At 35.5% G+C, this 21705-nt stretch carries 21 protein-coding genes; 8 read left to right on the forward strand and 13 right to left on the reverse strand.

All coding sequences use genetic code 11. The features are described from left to right. Window positions 1–170: 170 nt before the first annotated feature. Together DNC80_RS04080 and DNC80_RS04085 are read left to right on the forward strand one after the other, a co-directional pair. Window positions 171–896 (forward strand): metallophosphoesterase, encoded by a 726-nt coding sequence (locus tag DNC80_RS04080; protein ID WP_182649453.1) that lies wholly within the window; start codon window positions 171–173, stop codon window positions 894–896. Between the two features lie 41 nt (window positions 897–937). Beyond that, complete coding sequence (locus tag DNC80_RS04085) at window positions 938–1435, forward strand: DUF6646 family protein (RefSeq protein WP_182649455.1); 498 nt, start codon at window positions 938–940, stop codon at window positions 1433–1435. Window positions 1436–1511: 76 nt separating this feature from the next. Here the strand turns inward: DNC80_RS04085 and DNC80_RS04090 are convergent, their stop codons facing one another. The 3 genes from DNC80_RS04090 to DNC80_RS04100 all read right to left on the reverse strand — a co-directional run bounded on the left by DNC80_RS04090 (window position 1512) and on the right by DNC80_RS04100 (window position 5024). Then, a complete protein-coding gene (locus DNC80_RS04090) occupies window positions 1512–3065 on the reverse strand; it encodes an aldehyde dehydrogenase family protein (protein ID WP_182649457.1) in 1554 nt (517 codons plus the stop codon). Window positions 3066–3261: 196 nt separating this feature from the next. Further along, window positions 3262–3801 carry a 3-hydroxyanthranilate 3,4-dioxygenase gene (locus tag DNC80_RS04095; RefSeq protein WP_182649459.1) on the reverse strand — a complete coding sequence of 180 codons (540 nt, stop codon included), beginning with the start codon at window positions 3799–3801 and terminating at the stop codon, window positions 3262–3264. Window positions 3802–3899: 98 nt separating this feature from the next. Next, window positions 3900–5024 carry an endonuclease/exonuclease/phosphatase family protein gene (locus tag DNC80_RS04100; protein ID WP_220485202.1) on the reverse strand — a complete coding sequence of 375 codons (1125 nt, stop codon included), beginning with the start codon at window positions 5022–5024 and terminating at the stop codon, window positions 3900–3902. 209 nt (window positions 5025–5233) lie between these two features. Here DNC80_RS04100 and DNC80_RS04105 point away from each other — a divergent pair, with 209 nt between their 5' ends. The 3 genes from DNC80_RS04105 (at window position 5234) to DNC80_RS04115 (ending at window position 7415) form a co-directional block, all read left to right on the forward strand. Then, window positions 5234–6130, forward strand: coding sequence for an LD-carboxypeptidase (locus tag DNC80_RS04105; protein WP_182649461.1), 897 nt, complete (start codon window positions 5234–5236; stop codon window positions 6128–6130). A gap of 158 nt (window positions 6131–6288) precedes the next feature. Next, entirely contained in the window at window positions 6289–6648 is a 360-nt protein-coding gene (locus DNC80_RS04110) for a YraN family protein (protein WP_182649462.1), read from the forward strand. Between the two features lie 110 nt (window positions 6649–6758). After that, window positions 6759–7415: an aspartate kinase gene (locus tag DNC80_RS04115; protein WP_086454410.1), complete on the forward strand. Its 657-nt coding sequence runs from the start codon at window positions 6759–6761 to the stop codon at window positions 7413–7415. 60 nt (window positions 7416–7475) lie between these two features. Here DNC80_RS04115 and mfd read toward each other — a convergent pair whose 3' ends face one another. Continuing rightward, on the reverse strand, window positions 7476–10844 hold the full coding sequence (mfd, locus tag DNC80_RS04120) for a transcription-repair coupling factor (RefSeq protein ID WP_182649464.1): 3369 nt from the start codon (window positions 10842–10844) through the stop codon (window positions 7476–7478). After that, complete coding sequence (locus tag DNC80_RS04125; RefSeq protein WP_182649466.1) at window positions 10837–11442, reverse strand: hypothetical protein; 606 nt, start codon at window positions 11440–11442, stop codon at window positions 10837–10839. The genes mfd and DNC80_RS04125 overlap by 8 nt, the downstream gene beginning before the upstream one ends. 224 nt (window positions 11443–11666) lie before the next feature. On the opposite strand from DNC80_RS04125, the gene DNC80_RS04130 reads away from it, so the two are divergent. Next, complete coding sequence (locus DNC80_RS04130) at window positions 11667–12605, forward strand: L-threonine 3-dehydrogenase (RefSeq protein WP_182649468.1); 939 nt, start codon at window positions 11667–11669, stop codon at window positions 12603–12605. Between the two features lie 160 nt (window positions 12606–12765). Here the strand turns inward: DNC80_RS04130 and DNC80_RS04135 are convergent, their stop codons facing one another. Continuing rightward, window positions 12766–13245, reverse strand: a complete 480-nt coding sequence (locus DNC80_RS04135; RefSeq protein ID WP_182649470.1) for a hypothetical protein — start codon at window positions 13243–13245, stop codon at window positions 12766–12768. Between the two features lie 258 nt (window positions 13246–13503). Between DNC80_RS04135 and DNC80_RS04140 the strand changes: the two genes are divergently transcribed. Then, entirely contained in the window at window positions 13504–14709 is a 1206-nt protein-coding gene (locus tag DNC80_RS04140) for an FAD-binding oxidoreductase (protein WP_182649472.1), read from the forward strand. A gap of 259 nt (window positions 14710–14968) precedes the next feature. Here the strand turns inward: DNC80_RS04140 and DNC80_RS04145 are convergent, their stop codons facing one another. From DNC80_RS04145 to DNC80_RS04170, 6 genes are all read right to left on the reverse strand, one after another. After that, window positions 14969–15481, reverse strand: a complete 513-nt coding sequence (locus DNC80_RS04145) for a DUF2480 family protein (RefSeq protein WP_182649474.1) — start codon at window positions 15479–15481, stop codon at window positions 14969–14971. Window positions 15482–15561: 80 nt separating this feature from the next. Further along, complete coding sequence (locus DNC80_RS04150) at window positions 15562–15885, reverse strand: SUF system Fe-S cluster assembly protein (protein ID WP_086455167.1); 324 nt, start codon at window positions 15883–15885, stop codon at window positions 15562–15564. An 11-nt stretch (window positions 15886–15896) separates the two neighbouring features. Next, window positions 15897–16616, reverse strand: coding sequence for a hypothetical protein (locus tag DNC80_RS04155; RefSeq protein WP_182649476.1), 720 nt, complete (start codon window positions 16614–16616; stop codon window positions 15897–15899). Window positions 16617–16630: 14 nt separating this feature from the next. Next, window positions 16631–17050 carry a SufE family protein gene (locus DNC80_RS04160; protein ID WP_182649478.1) on the reverse strand — a complete coding sequence of 140 codons (420 nt, stop codon included), beginning with the start codon at window positions 17048–17050 and terminating at the stop codon, window positions 16631–16633. Window positions 17051–17070: 20 nt separating this feature from the next. After that, entirely contained in the window at window positions 17071–17505 is a 435-nt protein-coding gene (locus DNC80_RS04165) for a hypothetical protein (protein WP_182649480.1), read from the reverse strand. 17 nt (window positions 17506–17522) lie between these two features. Then, on the reverse strand, window positions 17523–18737 hold the full coding sequence (locus tag DNC80_RS04170; protein ID WP_182649482.1) for an aminotransferase class V-fold PLP-dependent enzyme: 1215 nt from the start codon (window positions 18735–18737) through the stop codon (window positions 17523–17525). A 180-nt stretch (window positions 18738–18917) separates the two neighbouring features. On the opposite strand from DNC80_RS04170, the gene DNC80_RS04175 reads away from it, so the two are divergent. Continuing rightward, a complete protein-coding gene (locus DNC80_RS04175; protein ID WP_182649484.1) occupies window positions 18918–20264 on the forward strand; it encodes a serine hydrolase in 1347 nt (448 codons plus the stop codon). Between the two features lie 69 nt (window positions 20265–20333). Here the strand turns inward: DNC80_RS04175 and sufD are convergent, their stop codons facing one another. Next, window positions 20334–21650, reverse strand: coding sequence for a Fe-S cluster assembly protein SufD (sufD, locus tag DNC80_RS04180; protein WP_182649486.1), 1317 nt, complete (start codon window positions 21648–21650; stop codon window positions 20334–20336). Between the last annotated feature and the right edge of the window lie 55 nt (window positions 21651–21705).

Consider the following 21705-nt stretch of genomic DNA (forward strand, 5'->3'; position numbering starts at 1 on the left):
CCTAAAACCGTGATTTTTATAATACAAAACTACATGATTAAAAAAATTAAAAAACACCTTTAAATACTATTTGCATTTAAAAAAAGAGGTGCGAATTTTGTAATATAAATAAAGTGAAAAATAGAATAATTTTCTAGTATTTTTGCAATACTAAAAAAAACAATAAGTACATGAGGACACTTGTAATAGGCGACATCCATGGTGGTTTAAGAGCTCTACATCAAATTATGGAAAGAGCCAAAGTTACCACAAAAGATAAACTTATTTTTTTAGGTGATTATGTTGATGGATGGAGTCAATCCCCTCAAGTACTAGATTTTATTATAGATTTACAAACAAAACAAAATTGTATTTGTATACGTGGCAATCACGATGATTTGTTACTAGAATGGCTTGATGAGAGTAAAGACAATCTATTATGGTATAAACATGGCGGTGAAGCAACCGTAAACGCCTATGAACTTGTAAGTGTAGTTACAAAACAAAAACACATTGCTTTTTTAAAATCATTAGAAAATTACCATCTTGATGATAAAAGACGTTTGTATGTTCATGCTGGTTTCACAAATATAAACGGAGTTAATTTTGAATATTTTCCGGGACAATTTTACTGGGATAGAACGTTGTGGGAAACAGCGCTAGCTCTTGACGATAGAATGAAAACAGACCACCCTTTTTACCCGAAACGTTTTACATTATATGAAGAAATTTACATAGGACACACTCCTGTGACCCGTATAGGTAAAACCACTCCCGTACAAAAAGCAAATGTATGGAACGTAGACACAGGAGCTGCTTTTAAAGGAGCGCTAACCATACTTGATGTGGATACTAAAGAGTTCTGGCAAAGTGAGCCTTTACATCAATTGTATTTTGACGAAAAAGGAAGGAATTAATTATTATTGCAGTACTTTTACACCATTAAAAAAAAATAAGTATGAAAAAGATTATTACACTAGCGTTGCTATTAACGGTTGGACTATCACAAGCTCAAGCTTTTAAAGGGGCTGGAGATGTGAAATTTGACCTTGGTGCAACAATTCAAAATGGAGGTTCAGGAATAAGAGTTGCAACAGATTTTGGTTTGGGTGAAAACATGTCTTTCGGGATTGCGTCTTCTTATTTATTATCTGTGTCGAATGATGCGCTGGGAAGCAAACCAGAATTTGGAGATAGAATTGACGTAAAAGGAAGGTTTAACGCTAATTTAGGAAATGTATTTGAACTAGACCCAAAAATGGATATCTATCCTGGTCTTGATTTAGGTTTGCGCAATTTTGGTGCTCACTTGGGTTTCCGTTATTTCTTTACTGAAGGTTTCGGAATTTTTACCGAAGCTGGAATTCCTATTGCTAGCTACAAAACGAATCCTATCGGTTTTGACAAATTAAACAATCAGTTTACTTTTAATGTAGGCGCTTCTTTCAATTTGTAAAACAAAACTATTTTAAAATAAAAAAAAGGCAATTTGAAATTTCAAATTGCCTTTTTTAGTATTTCTATTTATTCGATTACAAATCAAATTTGATTCCTTGCGCTAAGGGTAAACTCGTAGTGTAATTGATGGTATTGGTTTGTCTTCTCATATACACTTTCCAAGCATCGGAGCCAGACTCACGACCGCCACCAGTTTCTTTTTCTCCTCCAAAAGCACCTCCAATTTCGGCTCCAGAAGTTCCAATGTTTACGTTTGCAATACCACAATCAGAACCCGTTACTGATAAAAACAATTCTGCTTCACGCAAATTGTTGGTCATAATTGCCGATGACAATCCTTGTGCTACTCCGTTTTGAATTGCAATGGCATTCTCTACCGTTCCTGAATATTTTAATAAGTACAATACAGGTGCAAAAGTTTCGTGTTGTACAATTTCAAAAGTGTTATCAGCCTCAGCAATAGCTGGTTTTACATAACAACCACTTTCAAATCCTTCACCAGAAAGTACTCCACCTTCTACAAGAATTTTTCCACCTTCGGCAACCACTTTTTCTAATGCTTTATTATACATTTCTACAGCATGAGTATCAATTAATGGCCCAACATGGTTATTTTCATCTAATGGATTACCAATACGCAATTGCTTGTAAGCCGATACCATGGCATCTTTTACCGTATCATAAATACTTTCGTGAATTATCAATCTACGAGTTGAAGTACAACGTTGTCCTGCTGTTCCTACAGCACCAAATACAGCACCAATAACTGTCATTTTTATATCGGCATCAGGAGTTACAATGATGGCATTGTTTCCACCTAGTTCTAACAATGATTTTCCAAGGCGAGCAGCAACCGCTTGCGCTACAATTTTACCCATACGAGTAGAACCTGTCGCAGAAATTAATGGAACGCGTTTGTCGTTAGTCATCATTTCGCCTACTTTATAATCTCCGTTGATCAAACAAGAAATTCCCTCAGGAAGGTTGTTTTCTTTTATTACTTCGGCAATAATATTTTGGCAAGCAATACCACAAAGAGGTGTTTTTTCAGATGGTTTCCAAACGCAAACATCGCCGCAAATCCATGCTAATGCTGTGTTCCAAGCCCAAACTGCTACTGGGAAATTGAAAGCTGAAATAATTCCCACAACTCCCATTGGATGGTATTGTTCATACATTCTATGTCCAGGACGTTCAGAGTGCATGGTTAAACCGTGTAATTGACGAGATAATCCTACTGCAAAATCACAGATGTCTATCATTTCTTGAACTTCTCCATATCCTTCTTGCAATGATTTCCCCATTTCATAGGAAACTAACTTGCCTAAAGCTTCTTTATTTTTACGTAATTTTTCACCAAACTGGCGTACAATTTCACCGCGTTGTGGCGCTGGCATTGTTTTAAAAGTCTTGAATGCCTCAGTAGCAGTCTGCATTACTTTTTCATAATCGGCAGCGGTTGTTGTTTTTACCGAAGCTATCAGCTGGCCATCTACTGGTGAATGACTTTCTAGAATTTCACCGTTTGAAAAATGATTTATTCCTGTTGACGTTCCTTCGTTTATGGGTTGTACGCCCAATTGCGCCAATGCTTCTTTCATTCCGAATTGATCTGCTATTGTTATCATTGTAACTTTTTTATTAAATATTGTTATATTTTTTTACAAATATATTGATTTAAGCTTGAAAAATACACTTTGGTATTTTATTTTGTTCTAGCCCCGGTAGTAGCGGCATCTCCCGATTTTAAAAAACAAGGCTTTCTCGGCCGTAGTTTTTTTAATCGGGAATACAGCGGATGACGGGAAAAAGCTCCTAAAAAAACTAGTCTTTAGAAACAAATTTAGGATCGGCCTGCATGACTGTGCCGCACGAATCGCAAGTGCGCAAGCTTTCTGAATTATAGAAATGTTTGAAATGCGGCAGGAAATCTTTTTCGATATTGTGCAGTTCAAAATAAACTTCATGAAGTTTGTGGTTGCACGAATCACAAAACCAAAGCAGGCCATCTGTAAATCCTTGTCCGGCTCTTTTTCTTTCTATGACAAGCCCTATAGAACCCTCGGAACGCACAGGCGAATGAGGCGTTTTGGCTGGATTAAGATACATGTCGCCAGGATGTAATTCCATTTCCTTGCGCTCTCCATCTTCTTGAATAATTACCTTTATAGAACCTTCAAGTTGGTAAAACAACTCCTCCGTTTCGTTGTAATGATAGTCTTTACGGGCGTTTGGACCAGCAACAATCATAACGATATAATCACCAGACTCTGTATATAAATTTTTGTTCCCCACGGGCGGTTTAAGAAGGTGACGGTTCTCATTAATCCATGCATTGAGGTTGAAAGGTTTTGCGATTGCCATTTTAGTATGAGTTTCAAAGTTACTAAGCCACTAAGGTACTAAGATTTTAAATGAATCAAGCGACTAATTTTTGACAAAAAAACGAAGGTAGCTTAGCCTTATTTTTGTTTGATTAAATAAATATAAACGGGAAAGTGATCGCTGAAACCAATTTCGGATACTGAATGACGCAACGGATATCCTTTGTATTGCCCACTGCTTTGTATCAAAAAAGCCTTGTTATAAATACCTGCTTTCCAGAAACGATAGCTGGAGAAATCGGAACGAATTAAAGTTTCGGAAAGCATAATTTGATCGAAAATATCCCAAGCATCACGGTGCGCAATGGTACCTAAACCTTTCTGAGCTATTTCTTCGAAGGGGTTGTAAATCCCAAACTCTGGTACGGAGGCTTTTTTGGCTTTGGCGCCAAGCCCTATTTTTAAACTTTTATTGTAAGGTCCATCATTGAGATCGCCCATGGTAATGATTTTTGCTTCGGGATTAATTTGCTGTAACGAATCAATTATTTTCCTGTTTTGCAAGCCTGCTGCCTCGCGATACGGGCTTGATTTTTTTTCACCTCCAGAACGCGACGGCCAATGGTTTACAATAATATGTATTTCCTCACCCTCTAGAAAACCAGTTACCAGTAGTTGATCTCGAGTATACACTCTATAATTTTTAGTATTTATTTGAGGTTTATCATCTGTTATATCCTCAGTTTTTTCGAGAACCTCTTCGGTTTGTGAGTTTCCTTTTTTATAAAGATATAAAGGGATATTGCTAAAGCTAGTGGGTTGGAATTTCTTTTTTTGATACAACAAGGCTACATCGATTCCTCTTTTATCGGGCGAATCAAAATGTATGATTCCATACTCTTTATCAATGATTTTTGGTTCTTTTACAAGATCTTCAAGTACAGCACGATTTTCTATTTCGCATCCGCCAATGAAAGTGGGTGAATCTGGATTTTCTGAAGAACCAATTTCTGCAAGCACACGAGCTAGATTACTAAGTTTTTTTTGATATTTATCATACGTCCATTTCTGGGTGCCCTTAGGTGTCCACTCCTCATCATAAGTGTCTGGGTCGTTTATGGTGTCGAATAAATTTTCGAAATTATAAAAAGCTACAGTATGAATAATGTATTTTTTGGATTGAGCATTCCCAACTGAACTCCAACTCAACAAAAAAAGCAATGCCAATAGGGTTTTGTGAAACCTAACTTTAAAGTACAACATAATTAAAATCAATTAATTCAGGATAAAAATAGTGATTTGTATCGAATTTCGTATTCTTTCTTAAATGACTATCTTTGAAATCATAAACCGTGTTGCTTAATTTGATGAAACAGTATACCAATACACACAACATTTATAATCCCATTTTTTATTGGGTACTATTGTTTATTTTTGTTTTTCGAACATTACCTTGTCAATCCCAACCCACTATGATAACACCACCTTATTTACAAAAAGGAGATACAATTGCCCTTGTAGCAACAGCCAGAAAAAATATTGATGATAACTTAAAGCCAGCAATTGACTTGTTACACAGTTGGGGTCTTGAAGTAGTAATAGGAAAGACAATAGGCTTAGACAACAACCAACTAGCGGGTACAGATGAGCAACGCGCAGCCGATTTTCAAGCACAACTGGACAATCCAAATATTAAAGCAATTTGGTGCGTGAAAGGCGGCTATGGCACGGTTAGAATGGTCGACTTATTAGATTTTACAAATTTTAAAAAAAATCCAAAATGGATCGTTGGTTTTAGCGATGTGACCGTATTACACAGTCATTTGAATACCTTAGGATACCAATCGCTTCATGCCATCATGCCACTCACTGCACCAAGAGCGACTCCACAAGCAGTTGAATCATTACGAAAAGCTTTGTTTGGTGAGAAATTATCTTATTCGGTTACATCCTTTTCAAAAAACAAACTCGGAAAAGCAACAGGTCAATTAGTTGGCGGAAATTTATCCATCTTGTACAGTCTGTTCGGCTCTACATCTGCAATTGATTGTTCTGATAAAATTTTATTTATTGAAGATCTTGACGAATATTTATATCATATCGACCGCATGATGATGAACTTAAAGCGCAACGGTTGCCTCGAAAGCATTAAAGGAATTGTGGTAGGATCTATGACAAAAATGAAGGACAACGATATTCCGTGGGGAAAAAATGCCATCGAAATTATTGAAGATGTAACCCAAAAATACAATATTCCGATTTTGTACAATTTCCCAGCCGGGCACATTCAAGACAATAGAGCATTGATTTTGGGAAGTAAGGTCACACTAGACGTGCAGGAAAAAGGCGGAACGCTTACATTTGAATAAAAAAAGCCTCCCCCCGACCCCCTCCGAAGGAGTGGGAGACTTGACAGAAGCAGTTTGGGAACGTATGCAGTACACTGAATTATGTTTTTTTCATTGATGAATTTTAGTTGCAGAAGTTAAAAAACTTGAAACCTCAAACTTGAAAAAAAAATTTTTAAATGGCTGAACACAACGAACTTGGTAAACTTGGAGAAGAAATGGCTGTTGAATTCCTGCAAAAGGAAGGCTACACTATTTTGCAAACCAATTATACGTTTCAAAAAGCAGAAATTGACATCTTGGCTGAAAAAGCAGGTGTTCTTGCTGTGGTCGAAGTAAAAACAAGATCTTCCTTGGATTTTGGTTTACCTCAGGATTTTGTGAAGCCAAAAAAAATCCAACTCTTAGTAAAGGCTGTCGATGCTTTTGTCACTCAAAATGATCTTGACCTAGAGGTACGTTTTGACATCATCGCCATTCATAAAGAAGATAAATCTTTTGTGATTGAGCACCTTATCGATGCGTTTTATCACTTTTAAACACATTTTCTAGATGTTATATTTGTAACAAAATGTTTTTTTATTTATCTTTGCACTCTATTTACACACTAACTACGCGTAAAATAACGACCAACTAAAAAAAATCCATCATGAAAACTGTTTCTTCAATTGTTGAAAATTACATTAAAACTAAACCTTTTTTACTAAATGCTTTATCACTAGGCATCATCAATTTAACTTCATTATCAAGAAATATAATGACAGAGTTGGAAAGTGAATTTGGTAAAGAAGTGAAACAAGGTGCTGTAGTAATGGCGTTGAAGAGATTGACAGAGGAGCTGGATTTTAGACTCAACCACAAGATCAATAAAGTCATCAAAAATATTGGCGAAATCACCGTTCGATCAGCATTGACGGACTATACTTTTGCAGCCTCTGAAACGGTTTTGAACAAACAGGCCGATTTAATTGCGGATATCAATGCATTGCCAGACATTTTTTATACTTCATCAAGAGGGGTAAACGAAACGAATATTGTAGTAAGCAACAGCATCAATCATCTTGTAGACAAACATTTTGCAAGCGAAAAATTGATTCAGAAACTAGATAACCTGGCCTCAATTACCGTAAAATTACCCAAAGAAAATATTGTAGTTCCTGGAATTTACTATTTCATTTTTCAACGTTTGGCTTGGGAAGGAATTATTATCAACGAAGTAATTTCGACATCAAACGAGTTCACTATTTTAGTAAGTGAAGAACAAGTAGATGTGGCATTTAAAGTAATAAAGGATTTGAAGAATTAAAAACATTCTAAAATAAACAAAGCTTCCAACCTTCAAAAGGCTGGAAGTTTTGACAATATCTTACTCCCCACCCAACATCTCCATCAATTCCAAACACCTACGCGTAGTTTTGGCATCGTCAAAGGTTAATAGCAAACGTAATCCTGCTGGAGTTTGCTTTTCTTTCATTCTGCAAATCGCACTGTTTTTTTGCACAAAATGCAGGACGTTTTGAAAACGATTGGATTGGTAATAATCGGATTGTTGATCTGATACAAAATAGCCAATCATTTTGCCTTGCTTCATCACTAACTTCTCGATTCCTACCCGTGTAGCAATCCACTTAATGCGTATGCTGTTCATCAATGCTTTGGCACGCGGCGGCATTGGACCAAAACGGTCAATTAATTTATCCTGAAAAACAGTAAGCTCTTCCTCATTTTTTACATCGCCTAGCTCATTATACAAACTCAATCGCTCTGCTACATTATTGATGTATTCATCTGAAAACAGCAATTCAAAATCAGTATCAATTTGTAATTCTTTGACGTATTCTTTGGTTTCCAAATTGTTTTCCTCCGGATACAAATCCTTGAATTCATTCTCTTTCAACTCATCAATAGCCTCATTCATGATTTTTTGATAAGTATCAAAACCAATTTCGTTGATGAAACCGCTTTGCTCGCCGCCCAGTAAATCTCCTGCTCCGCGAATCTCTAAATCTTTCATAGCAATGTTAAATCCGCTTCCCAATTCACTAAATTGTTCCAAAGCTTGAATTCGCTTTCTGGCATCATCGGTCATGGCTGAATACGGTGGGCAAATGAAATAGCAAAAAGCTTTCTTGTTGCTACGCCCTACTCGACCCCGCATTTGATGCAAATCAGACAATCCAAAATTATTGGCATTATTGATAAAAATCGTATTCGCATTTGGAACATCCAATCCGCTTTCGATAATGGTTGTTGCGACTAAAACATCGAATTCTCCGTTCATGAAAGCCAACATCAACTCTTCGAGCTTTTTGCCGTCCATTTGGCCGTGACCGATTCCTACTCTGGCATTGGGAACCAAACGCTGAATCATACCGGCTACTTCCTTGATGTTTTCTATTCGATTATTGATAAAGAAAACCTGTCCGTTTCGCTGAATTTCATACGAAATAGCATCCCGAATAGTCTCTTCGCTAAAACCAACCACATTAGTTTCAATAGGATATCTATTGGGCGGAGGCGTAGTAATCACCGATAAATCTCGGGCTGCCATCAATGAAAACTGCAAGGTTCTAGGAATAGGCGTTGCTGTTAGTGTTAAGGTATCCACATTAGCAGCTATGGTTTTGAGTTTGTCTTTTACGTTGACACCAAATTTTTGTTCCTCATCTACAATCAACAAACCAAGATCTTTGAAAACCACATTTTTGTTGACCAATTGATGCGTTCCTATGACAATATCAAGTTTTCCTTCAGCTAATAATTTTAATGTTTCGGCTTTTTGTTTGGCGGTTCTAAAACGATTTAAATACCCTATTGAAACCGGCATATCTTTCAATCGTTCCGTAAAAGTGCGGTAATGTTGGTAAGCCAAAATGGTTGTGGGAACCAAAATGGCAACTTGTTTGCTATTGTCCACTGCTTTGAAAGCCGCACGAATCGCCACTTCGGTTTTACCAAAACCTACGTCACCACAAACCAAGCGATCCATCGGTCTATCGCTTTCCATATCCGCTTTTACCTCAGCCGTTGATTTAGTTTGGTCGGGCGTATCTTCGTAAATAAAAGAGCTTTCTAACTCATTTTGCAAATAACTGTCGGGCGCGTATTGAAACCCTTTTTCGAGTCTTCTTTTGGCGTAAAGCTGAATCAAATTGAAGGCAATATGCTTGACACGTGCTTTGGTTTTTTGTTTTAAAATCTTCCAGGCATTCGAACCTAGTTTGTATATTTTGGGTGGTGTACCGTCTTTTCCGTTGTATTTTGAAATTTTGTGGAGCGAATGAATACTCACATACACAATATCATTATCGGCATAAACGAGTTTGATGGCTTCTTGTGTTTTGCCTTCGACTTGTATTTTTTGCAACCCTCCAAAGCGTCCAATTCCGTGGTCAATGTGCGTAACATAATCCCCAACCGAAAGTGTCGTGAGTTCTTTTAAAGTAATGTTTTGTTTTTTTGAATAGCCATTTTTGATGCTGAATTTATGATAGCGTTCAAAAATTTGATGATCTGTATAACATGTGATTTGATTTTCTTCGTCCACAAAACCTTGATACAAAGGCAGCACAATGGTGTGATACTGCTTGCGAATGTTTTCAGAATTGGCTTCGTCTAAACTTTCAAAAATATCATGAAAACGCTTGGCTTGCGCATCATTCGAACAAAACAAATAATTTTTGTAGCCGTTGAAATGATTTTCGTTTAAATTATTAAACAACAAATCAAATTGTTTGTTGAATGACGGCTGTGGTTTAATGTGGTATTCAAATTTTTTGGTGGTTCTAAAAATAGGTTTTGATCCCCATTCTACCACCGCAAAATCCAAAGCTCTTTTTATAAATTCGGATTGATTTAAGAATAATTGTTCTGGTGAAGCGCGTTTGATTTCCTGTGATAATTTAGCAAAAGCTTCTTCGGCTTTGCCAAATTGCTTGTCGAGTTGTGCTAAAAAATCTTCGGTATTTTGAATAAAAATGACCGTTTTCTCTGAAATATAATCTAAAAAACTTTCTCTATTTTCCTGAAAAACTTTGTTTTCAACATTTGGAATTATAGTGATCTTTTTCTGAGTTGCAATAGACAATTGTGTTGCTACATCGAAGGTTCTAATACTCTCTACTTCGTCCCCAAAAAACTCAATTCGGTACGGGTCATCATTTGAAAAAGAAAACACATCCACGATTCCTCCACGAACCGAAAATTCTCCAGGCTCTGTAATAAAATCAACTCTTTTGAACTCGTATTCAAATAAAACTTCGTTAATGAAATCTATCGAAATTTTATCATTGATCGCCACTTTTAGGGTGTTCTTATCCAGCTCTTTTCTGGTGACCACTTTTTCAAACAAAGCCTCGGGATAAGTGACAATAACGGCCGGTTTTTTTCTAGAATTAATACGATTCAATACTTCGGCACGAAGCAGGACATTAGCGTTATCTGTTTCCTCAATTTGATACGGACGACGAAAGGAACCGGGATAAAAAAGTACGTCTTGCTCTCCAATCATTTGTTCGAGATCATTCAAGTAGTAGGCCGCTTCTTCTTTATTGTTTAAAACAATTAAAAAAGGCAACTCTGCTTTTTTAAAAATAGAGCGAATTACAAATGACACTGCCGAACCCAAGAGTCCAGACAAATGCATTTTTACAGCGTTGCTATCCTGTAAACATGCAACAATTTGCAGGTTTTGAGGCGTATTATCATAGATCGTGTATAGGGCAGTTTTACTCAACTCGGGGTATATTTGGGTCTATTATTGGTGTATTTGGAATTGCTCTCGAGTTATCTAGCATACGTCTAAGCTCAGATTCCCCTTCTTCTAGCGGGATCTTACTTTTTTCTACAATTTTATCCATTTGTCTTTGTAGCGAAACTAATTCTAGATTTATTTCTGCTATCAAAAGAACCACTTTTTTATCTGGAATTTGATCCAGGTGTATGAATAAGTCAAGCATTCGAACCTTCGTAATTAAGGTTGCAATTCTACTTTTTATTTGAGGTTTATCAAATTCAAAAGGAATTCTATCTTGTAGCGCAATTGCTTTTTTAGAAAGTGCTTTGGCTTTGCGCTGGTAGGCGTTGGCTGTATTTTTTGGTTTTTGAGACAATTCATCAAGAAAAAGTCGCAATTCATTCCAGGAAGACAAACTTTTCTCAGAAGCTTCAGTAAGAGGAGTGTCGTAAAAATTCCAATTTTTTTGAATGTTTTTTAAGATCACTTCTTGTTTTTGAACTTCTTTTTTGTTTTCCAAAACGCGGTTATCAACCTCATCTTTACAAGAGCTTACAAGTAAAACCAGCATGAGGAACACAAAGGAAGAGTATTTCATTTTTACATAAGTTAAAGTACAAAGTTACAAAGTAAATTTACAATTATGAATTATAGAAATCGAATAACAATCTAGTAACTGTATATTGTACTTTAGCCATAAAAAAACAATCAATTAGCAGTAAGAAATAGCACATTACTAATTTTTATATGTTTTTATAAAGATTCTAATAATTTTTTGATATTTTCGAAAAGGTTATCTTTGCTTAACAAAACTAAAAAAAAATGAGTACAAAAATATTAATTATAGGCGCTTGTGGCCAAATAGGAACAGAGCTTACGCAAAAATTACGCGCAATTTACGGAACAGAAAATGTAATTGCATCAGACATTAGAAAATTAAATGTTGATGTCGTAAATTCAGGTCCATTTGAAGTGGTAAATGCGTTAGATTTTAATCAGATTGAGCATTTAGTTGAAGCACATCAAATTACCGATGTGTATTTAATGGCAGCACTTTTATCGGCAACTGCCGAGAAAAATCCAGCATTTGCATGGGACTTGAATATGAACTCTTTATTTCATGTTTTGAATTTGGCGAAAGCCGGAAAAATCCAAAAGATCTTTTGGCCATCAAGCATTGCGGTTTTTGGACCAACAACCCCGAAAGAAAACACGCCACAGTACACCATCATGGAACCATCAACGGTTTACGGAATCAGTAAACAAGCGGGAGAAAGATGGTGTGAGTATTACCACAATATCTTTGGTGTAGATGTACGCAGCATCCGTTATCCAGGTTTGATCAGTTGGTCATCGCCTCCTGGTGGCGGAACTACAGATTATGCTGTAGATATTTATCACAAAGCACTAGCCGACAAAAAATACGAATGTTTTTTATCTTCAGAAACTAAAATGCCAATGATGTATATGGACGATGCTATTGCGGCAACCATTAAAATCATGCAAGCACCCGTTGAAGAAATTAAAATTCGTTCCTCATACAATTTGGCCGCTATGAGCTTTACGCCAACAGAAATTGCTACCGAAATCCAGAAACACATTCCTGAATTTACCATTACGTACGAGCCAGATTTCCGTCAGAAAATTGCCGACAGCTGGCCCGCCAGTATTGATGACAGCAGCGCTCGCGAAGACTGGAACTGGAATCATGAGTTTGATTTAGCAAGCATGACGGTGGATATGTTAGAGCATTTGAAGTAAACTTTTTGAACATAAACAAAACGCCGCAAAATTATTTTTTTGCGGCGTTTTTTGTTTGTAAAACTTGTCAACCTATTTTAGGACTACTCATAGCAATCATCACGAGCGGGACGCTCGCGTTAGCAGAGGATGTACCAAAATACACTGCTCTCTTTTATTTTTAAAAAGTAGAATTTATCCAATCAACTTCATGTTTTAGCAGCGTATTTTTATTAGTTTTTTCTAATACAAATATTTTAAAGTATTTATGATTTCTCGATAAAGGTATTGAATTTGGTATTGGTAGCTTTATTTTAGTTTCTTTTTGAAATTCAGCTATCTTTTTTTTAAAATAAAGATACTCACTATCAGTTAAGCTCCTTGGACTTTCTAGCTTGTACTTTTTAAGATTATCAAAAGTATAAGTATCTAATTTGTTGATTTTGGAATCAAAAATAAACGTTTCTCCTCCCATATAAAAATAAGTTTTGTTATCAACTTCTTTTTTAGTGTCTCCTGCAGAAATATCAAAAAGCACATATTTCAAGGGTTTTTTATACTTATTCCCACCTTTATAAAAGTTAAAAAAATCACTTTCTTGGGATTGACCCATCATCGAAAATGAAATACATAATATTAAAATCCAAAATATTTTTTTCATGATTAGTTGCAATTTGAAGGTTCGTTGTATTACCGCATTTGAAATCAATAAATTTAGAATAAAAATGCCGCAAAATATAATTTTGTGTTTTTATTAGTTTGCTGTTTTTCAAAGTAAGAAACCCCATACTTCCATTCAAAAAACAATCGTTTCATAAAAAACACAACAGAAATCATCTTATAATTATGTAACAAAATAGCTTTAAAAAATAAATGTAGCGTCCTCAATATCATTACATTTGATAAAAGCTAAAATGCCATGAAACTAAAATCAAGTGAACCTTTTTGGTTGGTAAAAAACGGAATCATCAATTCCTATCCCTCAGTAAGAGAAAATTTGCATACAGAAGTTCTTGTTGTGGGAGGTGGAATAACCGGCAGTCTTATAGCACATCAGTGTATAGCGGATGGTTACAAAACAGTGCTTATTGATCGCAGAGAAATTGGTCACGGAAGCACATCGGCTACAACATCTATGTTGCAATATGAAATTGACGTGCCGTTGTACCAACTTATTGATTTGATTGGTGAAAAAGCTGCCGTTAACAGTTATTGGGCATGTTACAAATCAATTGATGATTTGAAGAAAATCGTACAACAAGTAAAATCAGATTGTGGTTTCAAGAAAAAAGAATCCCTTTATTTTGCCGCTTTAAAGAAAGATGTTGTGTGGTTAAAAAAAGAATTTGAAGCACGAAAAAAAATTGGAATGCCTGTAAAATGGTTGGAAGCCGAAGAAATTGAAAAAAAATTTAAAATCAAACATTCGCATGGCGGCATCTTGTCTGAACAAGGCGGGAGTATAGATGCTTTCCAATTAGCACATGATATTTTAGCGTACAATCATAAAAAAGGATTGCAGATTTTTGATAAAACCGACATTAAAAAAGTTACCTACACAAAAAATGGCGTAACCGTTTTAACGGAACATGGCACTACCATTACTGCTAAAAAGATACTCTACTGTAACGGTTTTGAAAGTACCGAGATCATTAAAGACAAGTTTGTAAAATTACTATCTACTTATGCCATTGTGGGCGAATGTTTTGAAGACGATCAATCACATCTTAACGACACGCTGTTTTGGAACACAGCAGAACCTTACATGTACATGCGAACCACAGATGATAATCGATTGCTTATTGGCGGCGAAGATGAAGATTTTGTAGACGCTGCAAAAAGAGATTCCTTACTCAACGAAAAGTCTGCTAAACTGACTAAATATCTGAATAAAATTTTACCTGATTATGATTTCAGAATGGATTTTGTTTGGGCAGGTACTTTTGGTGAAACCAAGGACGGATTGCCCTACATTGGCAAACATCCTAATTTTCCAAGCGCTTATTTTGTTTTGGGCTTTGGCGGAAACGGCATCACCTTCTCAGTCATTGGAATGGAACTCGTTTCTGAAATGTTGAAAAACAAGAAACATCCTTTAACCGAATATTTTAAATTCAGAAGGTGATTTCTAAATGCCGTTTTAAGTTTTTGAAGTAATAAATTCTATTGTAGGATACTCCCAATTCCAGCAACACAAATATGTTCGTTTAATATGCAGATGAAGTTTTTTTCTTAAAATTGAAACTTGATGAATACCCCAAAAAAAATTACAAATTAAAAATAAGCATTTAAAAACCAGTCCTTTTGATACATTAAAATCAAATCCTTTTTTATCATAAAAACAAAAAAAGTGTTGCGCTTGCTCATGTAAAAAACAACAAAAATTACTCTTTTTTACCAGTCTTAAACAATGGCACAGCTGAACAAGCTTCGCCATACATAATACTGCGAGCTACTTGCTGTAAATGTTGTACTGCAACTACATAAGCACGAGTTGGAACTGGTTTTTTTGAACATCCTTTTAAGATAACGGGTTTGCCTTGATAAACCGAATAGTCAATTTTTGGCAGTAATTCTTCGTACAAGGAAGCTTCAAGGTCTTCTAATGTTCCGTTGATTGTTTTTGTTGCAAAAGGCGCTACATGCGTTGCTACTAAAATGGATGCCCACGCTGGAACAATTGCGTCAGTACTGCAATTAATTGCTACGTAATGATCTTGGTATTGTGACCAATTGTGATTTTTAAGACTTTCTCTAAAGTCTTTTTCTCTTAACAAAAATCCTTCAACAAGCCATTGTGAAATGTCAATTTGAGTGCGTATTCCCTTTGGATAATAATCCTCAAGATCGAAAACTTCGAGTACACTATTGGCTACTTTATTGATTATTTCTTCCATATATGAAGTCTTAAAGTCAAAAGTCAAAAGTCATAACGTCTTTTACTTTCAGACTTTATGACTTTCAACTTTACGACTTATTATAGCATCCCCAATTCTAATTTAGCTTCTTCACTCATCAAATCTTTGCTCCATGGCGGGTCAAAAGTAATTTCAACCTCTGCATCTTTTACATGCTCGATAGATTTAATTTTATCTTCTACTTCTTTAGGTAAACTTTCGGCAACGGGGCAATTTGGTGAGGTAAGTGTCATAAGAACTTTTACTTCGTAATCTGTATTTACCATTACGTCATAAATCAATCCTAGTTCGTAAATATCTACAGGAATCTCTGGATCGTAAATAGTTTTTAATTTTTTTACGATTGCTTCTCCTAATTCGTTAGTGTCTATTTCTTGTGTCATGTTTTATATTTTTATTTTTCGTAAATAACTGATAGTAATTTGGTTGTGTCGTGTAGTGAGACTATTTCGCTAATTCCAAAACCATTATTTGAAAATACTTCTTCAGGTGTAATTTTATTATTATACTCTTTGTTTAAGGTTACCATATTAGTGTAGTTTCTACTTTTAGTTTGAAACGTATATGTTCCGATAGAGTTATCATTATTTATAAAGTTAATTTTTCTCAACTTTGAATCTAAGGATTCAGTATAATTTTGACTCGGATAGTTAGTTTTGATTTGTCTAGAGTTATAATCAATAACTATGTCAAACCGAAAATTACTAAAGCCCTCTCCGAAATATTTTTTAAAAATTTCGTTTATACCCTCGCCTCCACGCTTAAAATGTAAATTCGTTCTATTCTTTTTTACATCATAAGTACCCTCTATGATATGAGTACTGTGATACAAGGTACTTTGTAGCTTTTTTCTATCTTCATTATGAAAATTTTTGAATTCAATAAATCCAATAATTTTAGACGAGTCAAGAGGACTTACTGTTTTTGAAAATTTTAATTGTGGATATTCATATTTGAAAAGTAAAGTGTCTGCATAAACTTTGTCATTTTCAAGGAGAAAATTTGATTTTTGTTCATAGACAAATTTAATTTTTGAGTATTCTTTCGGACCAACTGTTTGTGAGTTAACAATATTGGAGACTGTTATCAGTACTATTAAAAGCAATTTTTTCATTTGATCGTATAAAATTAGTTTTTCGCCTCAAAAGCTAAAGCATACATTTTGATATTTTTTATCATCGAAACTAGTCCATTAGCGCGAGTGGGCGATAGATGTTCTTTTAATCCTATTTCGTCAATAAAATCCGTGTTAGCAGATAGTATGTCGGCTGCTTTTTGATTGCTAAATGCTCGAATCAAGATGGCGATAATTCCTTTGGTTAAAATGGCATCACTATCAGCCGTAAAAACAATAGTATCTTCTTGTTGTTCTCCTTGCAGCCATACTTTTGACTGGCATCCTTTGATGATATTGTTTTCTGTTTTGTATTCTTCCTTTATCAAAGGTAGTTTTTTACCCAATTCAATAATGTATTCGTAACGCTCCATCCAATCATCAAATAGGGAGAATTCGTCCACAATTTCGTCTTGTATTTCTTTTATCGTCATTGGTTTTATTTTAATGTGTTTTAGTTGGTTTCAACCAAAGCATTGATTTTGTTAACTAATTTTTCAATTTCTTTTGGTGGAGTACCATGATCAAATGATGTGCTTTGATATGTTTTTTCCTTATGAACTATTTTTAGATTGGCAATGGCAGCTCCGTCATGAAATCGTTTTTCAGAAGGCGCTTTTAACGTTGCTAAATCATCAAGCTCAATAGTTTGAAAATCTGTTACAAGTTTCTTCCAGTCAGCATCAGAAATAGCAGTTGCAGTTGGTTTTTCGGTTCCATTGCGGTCCTTGCTTATGCTTACCTTGTGGTTGGCTACGGTAATTTTTTGATAAAAGCCTCTCGTATTGGCTGAGTATTCAATCACTGTATTTTCTAAATCGGATTGGTTCTTATCACTGCAAGTAGATCCAAGAATCACGGTAGCGACTAAAGCAAGTACTGTTTTCATATAGTTATTGTTTAACGTTAAGCAAGCATATTTTGAGCTCTTTTTACGGCGGCAACTAAACTGTCGATTTCTTCTTTTGTATTATAAAACGCAAAGGAAGCTCTAATGGTGCCTGGAATCTCAAAGAAATTCATGATTGGTTGTGCACAATGGTGTCCTGTGCGCACCGCTATTCCTAATTTGTCAATTATGGTGCCAATATCGTACGGGTGAATTCCATCAATATTAAATGAAATTACAGATGTTTTTTCTTTGGCTGTACCGTAAATTTTTAATCCTTCAATGGTTAATAATTGTTGGGTTCCATACTCCAGCAATTCTTTTTCTTGCTGCTGAATGTTGTCAAAACCTACTTCGTTCATATAATCAACAGCGGTTCCTAATGCAATTCCTCCAGCAATATTGGGAGTTCCTGCTTCAAATTTATGAGGTAGCTCTGCATAGGTTGTTTTCTCGAAAGTCACTTCTTTGATCATTTCGCCACCACCTTGATAAGGCGGTAATTTATTCAACCATTCCTCTTTACCATATAAAATACCGGTTCCTGTTGGCCCGCACAATTTATGTCCTGAAAAAACATAGAAATCACAATCTAGTTCTTGTACATCCGGTTTTAAATGCGGAACAGCTTGTGCTCCATCTATTAAAACTGCAGCGCCTACTTCGTGTGCTTTGTCAATCATGTATTTAACAGGATTGATCGTTCCAAGAGCATTCGAAATATGATTAACCGTTACAACCTTAGTTTTATCCGACAATAATTTGTCGTATTCTGCCATAATCAACTCGCCATCGGTATTCATAGGAATGACACGTAAAATAGCTCCTGTACGTTCGCACAACATTTGCCAAGGCACAATATTGCTGTGGTGTTCCAATGCCGAAACTAAAATTTCATCGCCTGGTTTTAAAATCGAAGCAAAGCCATTCGTTACTGCATTGATGCCGTGTGTAGTCCCAGAGGTAAAAAGTACTTCGTGAGCAAATTTGGCATTGATGTGATTTTGAATTTTCTTTCGGGATTCTTCGTAAGCATCTGTTGCTAATTGGCTCAAGGTATGTACACCACGATGGATATTAGCGTTGATTTCTTGGTAGTATTTCGCTATCGCATCAATCACCACTTGCGGTTTTTGAGTTGTAGCTCCGTTATCGAAATAGACTAATGGTTTACCGTTTACTTTTTGAGTAAGTATCGGAAAATCGGCTCTTATTTTTTGAATGTCTAGCATAATTATTTAGGGAAAATCTAATTACAAAAGTACTGAAATTAAACCGTTTTGAAATTAAGAAACCCAAGTTTTTCATACTTTCTTGTTATGCTTTGATAGCCAAATTATTTGCCAAGTAGTTTTTTTTTAAACCTACAGAATTCAAATGTTTTTAATAAATTGCAGTCAAAAGAATGGTTTATGAAAAAAATATTTAAAATTATTGCGGTTGTTCTACTAATCGGAATTGTATACGTGGGTTTTACTACTTACCCTAAACTGGATTTAATTTCTGGCTTTTCAGCCAAAAGTATTGCCTCTGGCCATTTTTTAGACCATCGTGCGCAGTCGCTGATTGAGAAAGGTGACAATGATATCGACATGATTGATTTGGCTACGAACCAAATTGATGAAGCAGGAAAATGGGCGAGCGCATCAGTTTACGGCTTAAAGGAACGAAAAGCCATTTACCGTGAAGGTTTAGGCGCTACTTTAATCAACGATGATTTTGATGTTAGCAAACCCTATTTGGTTCCTAAAAGAACTGTTCCAAACAATACCATCCCATTCCCGTATGGAAATAAAGAACCCAAGGATACTATTTTTTCAAATGTGGATTATGCCAAATTGAATGCGGCTGTAGCCAATGCTTTTGATACAAAAGGAGAGTTGAAAAAGAGAACACGTTCCCTTTTAGTAATTTATAAAGACAAAATTATTGCCGAAAAATACGATACTGGATTTACTAAAAATAGTAGAATATTAGGCTGGTCCATGACCAAGAGTATTACGAGTGCGGTGTTTGGAGTTTTAGAAAAACAAAGGAAATTTGACATTGCTGCACCGGCGCCGATTGCTGAATGGTCTAAAGACGAACGCAAACAAATTACAACTAGCGATTTGCTACATATGAATTCTGGTTTACAATGGGTAGAAGATTATGCTACTATTTGCGATGCGACCAATATGCTTTTTCAAGATGAAGATATGACGCGTTCCCAACTTGTGAAACCAGCAGAGCATAAACCCAATACTCATTGGAATTACTCCTCAGGAACGACGAACTTACTTTCTGGTATTTTGCGCAAGCAGTTTAAAACACATCAAGAATATTTAGATTTTTGGTACACAGACTTAATAGATAAAATAGGAATGAATTCTATGGTTATCGAAACGGATATGAAGGGGAATTATGTAGGCTCCTCATACGGTTGGGCAACTACTCGCGATTGGGCAAAGTTCGGCTTGCTCTATTTACACAAAGGCAACTGGAACGGGGAACAAATTTTTAATGAAAGTTGGGTAAAATACACCGCAACACCTACAAATACTTCTGGAGGTAGATACGGTGGCCAATTTTGGCTGAACGCTGGAGGATTTTTCCCTGATGTGCCAAAGGATATGTATTACTGTAGCGGTTTTCAAGGTCAAATGGTGGCGATTATCCCTTCAATGGATATTGTGATTGTTAGAATGGGTTTGAAAGAGAATTCGGAATTCGATTTTAATGGTATGCTTCGAGACATTCTAAGTTCTGTAAAAAAATAAATAAAATAGAAAGGGCGCAAAGTTATAAAACGCTGCGCCCTTTGTGTATAACAAATTTGTTGTTAAAAACTACAAATCAAATCCCATTTTTACCCCAAGTTTAGTGGCAATAATTTTGGTGATGCGTTGTTTTAATTCTGGTATTTTAATGCTTTCAATTACAGCATTAGAGAATGCGTACATCAATAGTGCTTTAGCTTCTTTTTTGGGGATTCCGCGTTGTTGCATGTAAAACATCGCCGTTTCATCAAGTTGTCCTATGGTGCAACCGTGTGAACATTTTACATCATCTGCAAAAATTTCCAATTGCGGTTTGGCATTGATTGTGGCTCTATCGCTCAATAAGATATTATTACTTTTTTGAAAAGCATTTGTTTTTTGAGCTTCTTTTTCTACAAAGATTTTTCCGTTAAATACTCCGGTTGATCGATCAGTAAATATTCCTTTGTAATCTTGATGGCTTTCACAGTTTGGTGTAGCGTGCTGTACCAACGTATAATGATCTACGTGTTGCTTTTCACCAATGATGGTAATACCATTCAAATAACTTACAATTCTTTCGCCAAAGTGGTAAAAATTAAGATTGTTTCTAGTGAGGTTTCCACCAAAACTAAACGTGTTTACCGCTACACTACTCTCTTCTTTTTGTGATACATAAGTATTGTCTACTAAGTTAGCAGAAAGGCTATCGTTTTGTATTTTATAAACATCAACAAAAGCTCTTTTCTGTGCAAAAATCTCAGTTACTGAATTTGTCAGTACCGGATTCTCATTTAAACTTTGATGACGCTCAATGATTTGTACCTGTGCATTTTCACCTACAACTATTAAGTTTCGCGGTTGAACTAGCAGTGCGGCTTCGTTTCCTGTTGAAAAATACATGATCTCAATAGGTTTATCCGCTACTTTATTTTTTGGAATGTTGATGTACGCTCCTTCATTGGCGAAAGCCGTATTTAGTGAGGTCAAGCTTTCTTCCTTGTTGACAATTTGGTTGAAATAGGTATCAACTATTTCCTTATACTTGGCTTTGTTTAATGCCGATGACAATAAACAAACATCAATACCTTCGTGAGTTGTAGCTGATAAATGTGAACTAAAAACACCATCAATAAAAACTACTTTGTAAGTATCAATTTCGTGTAAAAAGTATTTTTTAACATCAGCATATTGCACTGTATTTTCTTGTTTAGGAAATACAGTAAAGTCATTTTTTAGTACTGCATTGAGCGAGGTATATTTCCAAGCTTCTTCTTTTTTGGTAGGGAAACCTTTATTCTCAAAGTTTTTTAATGCGGCTGTTCGCACATCATGAAGTTCAGCATGAACATCGATGCGCTCTTCAAAAGCCATAAAAGACGATAGTAATTTTTCTTTTAATTCCATTTTTGTATTGTTTAAAGTTTAAGGTTTAAAAATTTAAAGTTATCGTGAGGCAACT

Origin of the sequence: Flavobacterium sp. SOK18b, assembly GCF_014156605.1 — a bacterium.
In the GTDB taxonomy this organism is placed as follows: Bacteria; Bacteroidota; Bacteroidia; order Flavobacteriales; family Flavobacteriaceae; genus Flavobacterium; species Flavobacterium tiangeerense.

Excerpts from the sequence above, each read along its gene's own strand:
- DNC80_RS04135 (WP_182649470.1), bottom strand. The coding sequence starts at position 13,245 with ATGAAAAAAATATTTTGGATTTTAATATTATGTATTTCATTTTCGATG.
- DNC80_RS04115 (WP_086454410.1), top strand. The coding sequence starts at position 6,759 with ATGAAAACTGTTTCTTCAATTGTTGAAAATTACATTAAAACTAAACCT.
- DNC80_RS04080 (WP_182649453.1), top strand. The coding sequence starts at position 171 with ATGAGGACACTTGTAATAGGCGACATCCATGGTGGTTTAAGAGCTCTA.
- DNC80_RS04175 (WP_182649484.1), top strand. The coding sequence starts at position 18,918 with ATGAAAAAAATATTTAAAATTATTGCGGTTGTTCTACTAATCGGAATT.
- DNC80_RS04095 (WP_182649459.1), bottom strand. The coding sequence starts at position 3,801 with ATGGCAATCGCAAAACCTTTCAACCTCAATGCATGGATTAATGAGAAC.
- DNC80_RS04110 (WP_182649462.1), top strand. The coding sequence starts at position 6,289 with ATGGCTGAACACAACGAACTTGGTAAACTTGGAGAAGAAATGGCTGTT.
- DNC80_RS04125 (WP_182649466.1), bottom strand. The coding sequence starts at position 11,442 with ATGAAATACTCTTCCTTTGTGTTCCTCATGCTGGTTTTACTTGTAAGC.
- DNC80_RS04145 (WP_182649474.1), bottom strand. The coding sequence starts at position 15,481 with ATGGAAGAAATAATCAATAAAGTAGCCAATAGTGTACTCGAAGTTTTC.
- DNC80_RS04090 (WP_182649457.1), bottom strand. The coding sequence starts at position 3,065 with ATGATAACAATAGCAGATCAATTCGGAATGAAAGAAGCATTGGCGCAA.
- DNC80_RS04160 (WP_182649478.1), bottom strand. The coding sequence starts at position 17,050 with ATGACGATAAAAGAAATACAAGACGAAATTGTGGACGAATTCTCCCTA.
- DNC80_RS04165 (WP_182649480.1), bottom strand. The coding sequence starts at position 17,505 with ATGAAAACAGTACTTGCTTTAGTCGCTACCGTGATTCTTGGATCTACT.
- DNC80_RS04170 (WP_182649482.1), bottom strand. The coding sequence starts at position 18,737 with ATGCTAGACATTCAAAAAATAAGAGCCGATTTTCCGATACTTACTCAA.
- DNC80_RS04150 (WP_086455167.1), bottom strand. The coding sequence starts at position 15,885 with ATGACACAAGAAATAGACACTAACGAATTAGGAGAAGCAATCGTAAAA.
- sufD (WP_182649486.1), bottom strand. The coding sequence starts at position 21,650 with ATGGAATTAAAAGAAAAATTACTATCGTCTTTTATGGCTTTTGAAGAG.
- DNC80_RS04155 (WP_182649476.1), bottom strand. The coding sequence starts at position 16,616 with ATGAAAAAATTGCTTTTAATAGTACTGATAACAGTCTCCAATATTGTT.
- DNC80_RS04130 (WP_182649468.1), top strand. The coding sequence starts at position 11,667 with ATGAGTACAAAAATATTAATTATAGGCGCTTGTGGCCAAATAGGAACA.
- DNC80_RS04085 (WP_182649455.1), top strand. The coding sequence starts at position 938 with ATGAAAAAGATTATTACACTAGCGTTGCTATTAACGGTTGGACTATCA.
- DNC80_RS04140 (WP_182649472.1), top strand. The coding sequence starts at position 13,504 with ATGAAACTAAAATCAAGTGAACCTTTTTGGTTGGTAAAAAACGGAATC.
- DNC80_RS04105 (WP_182649461.1), top strand. The coding sequence starts at position 5,234 with ATGATAACACCACCTTATTTACAAAAAGGAGATACAATTGCCCTTGTA.
- DNC80_RS04100 (WP_220485202.1), bottom strand. The coding sequence starts at position 5,024 with ATGTTGTACTTTAAAGTTAGGTTTCACAAAACCCTATTGGCATTGCTT.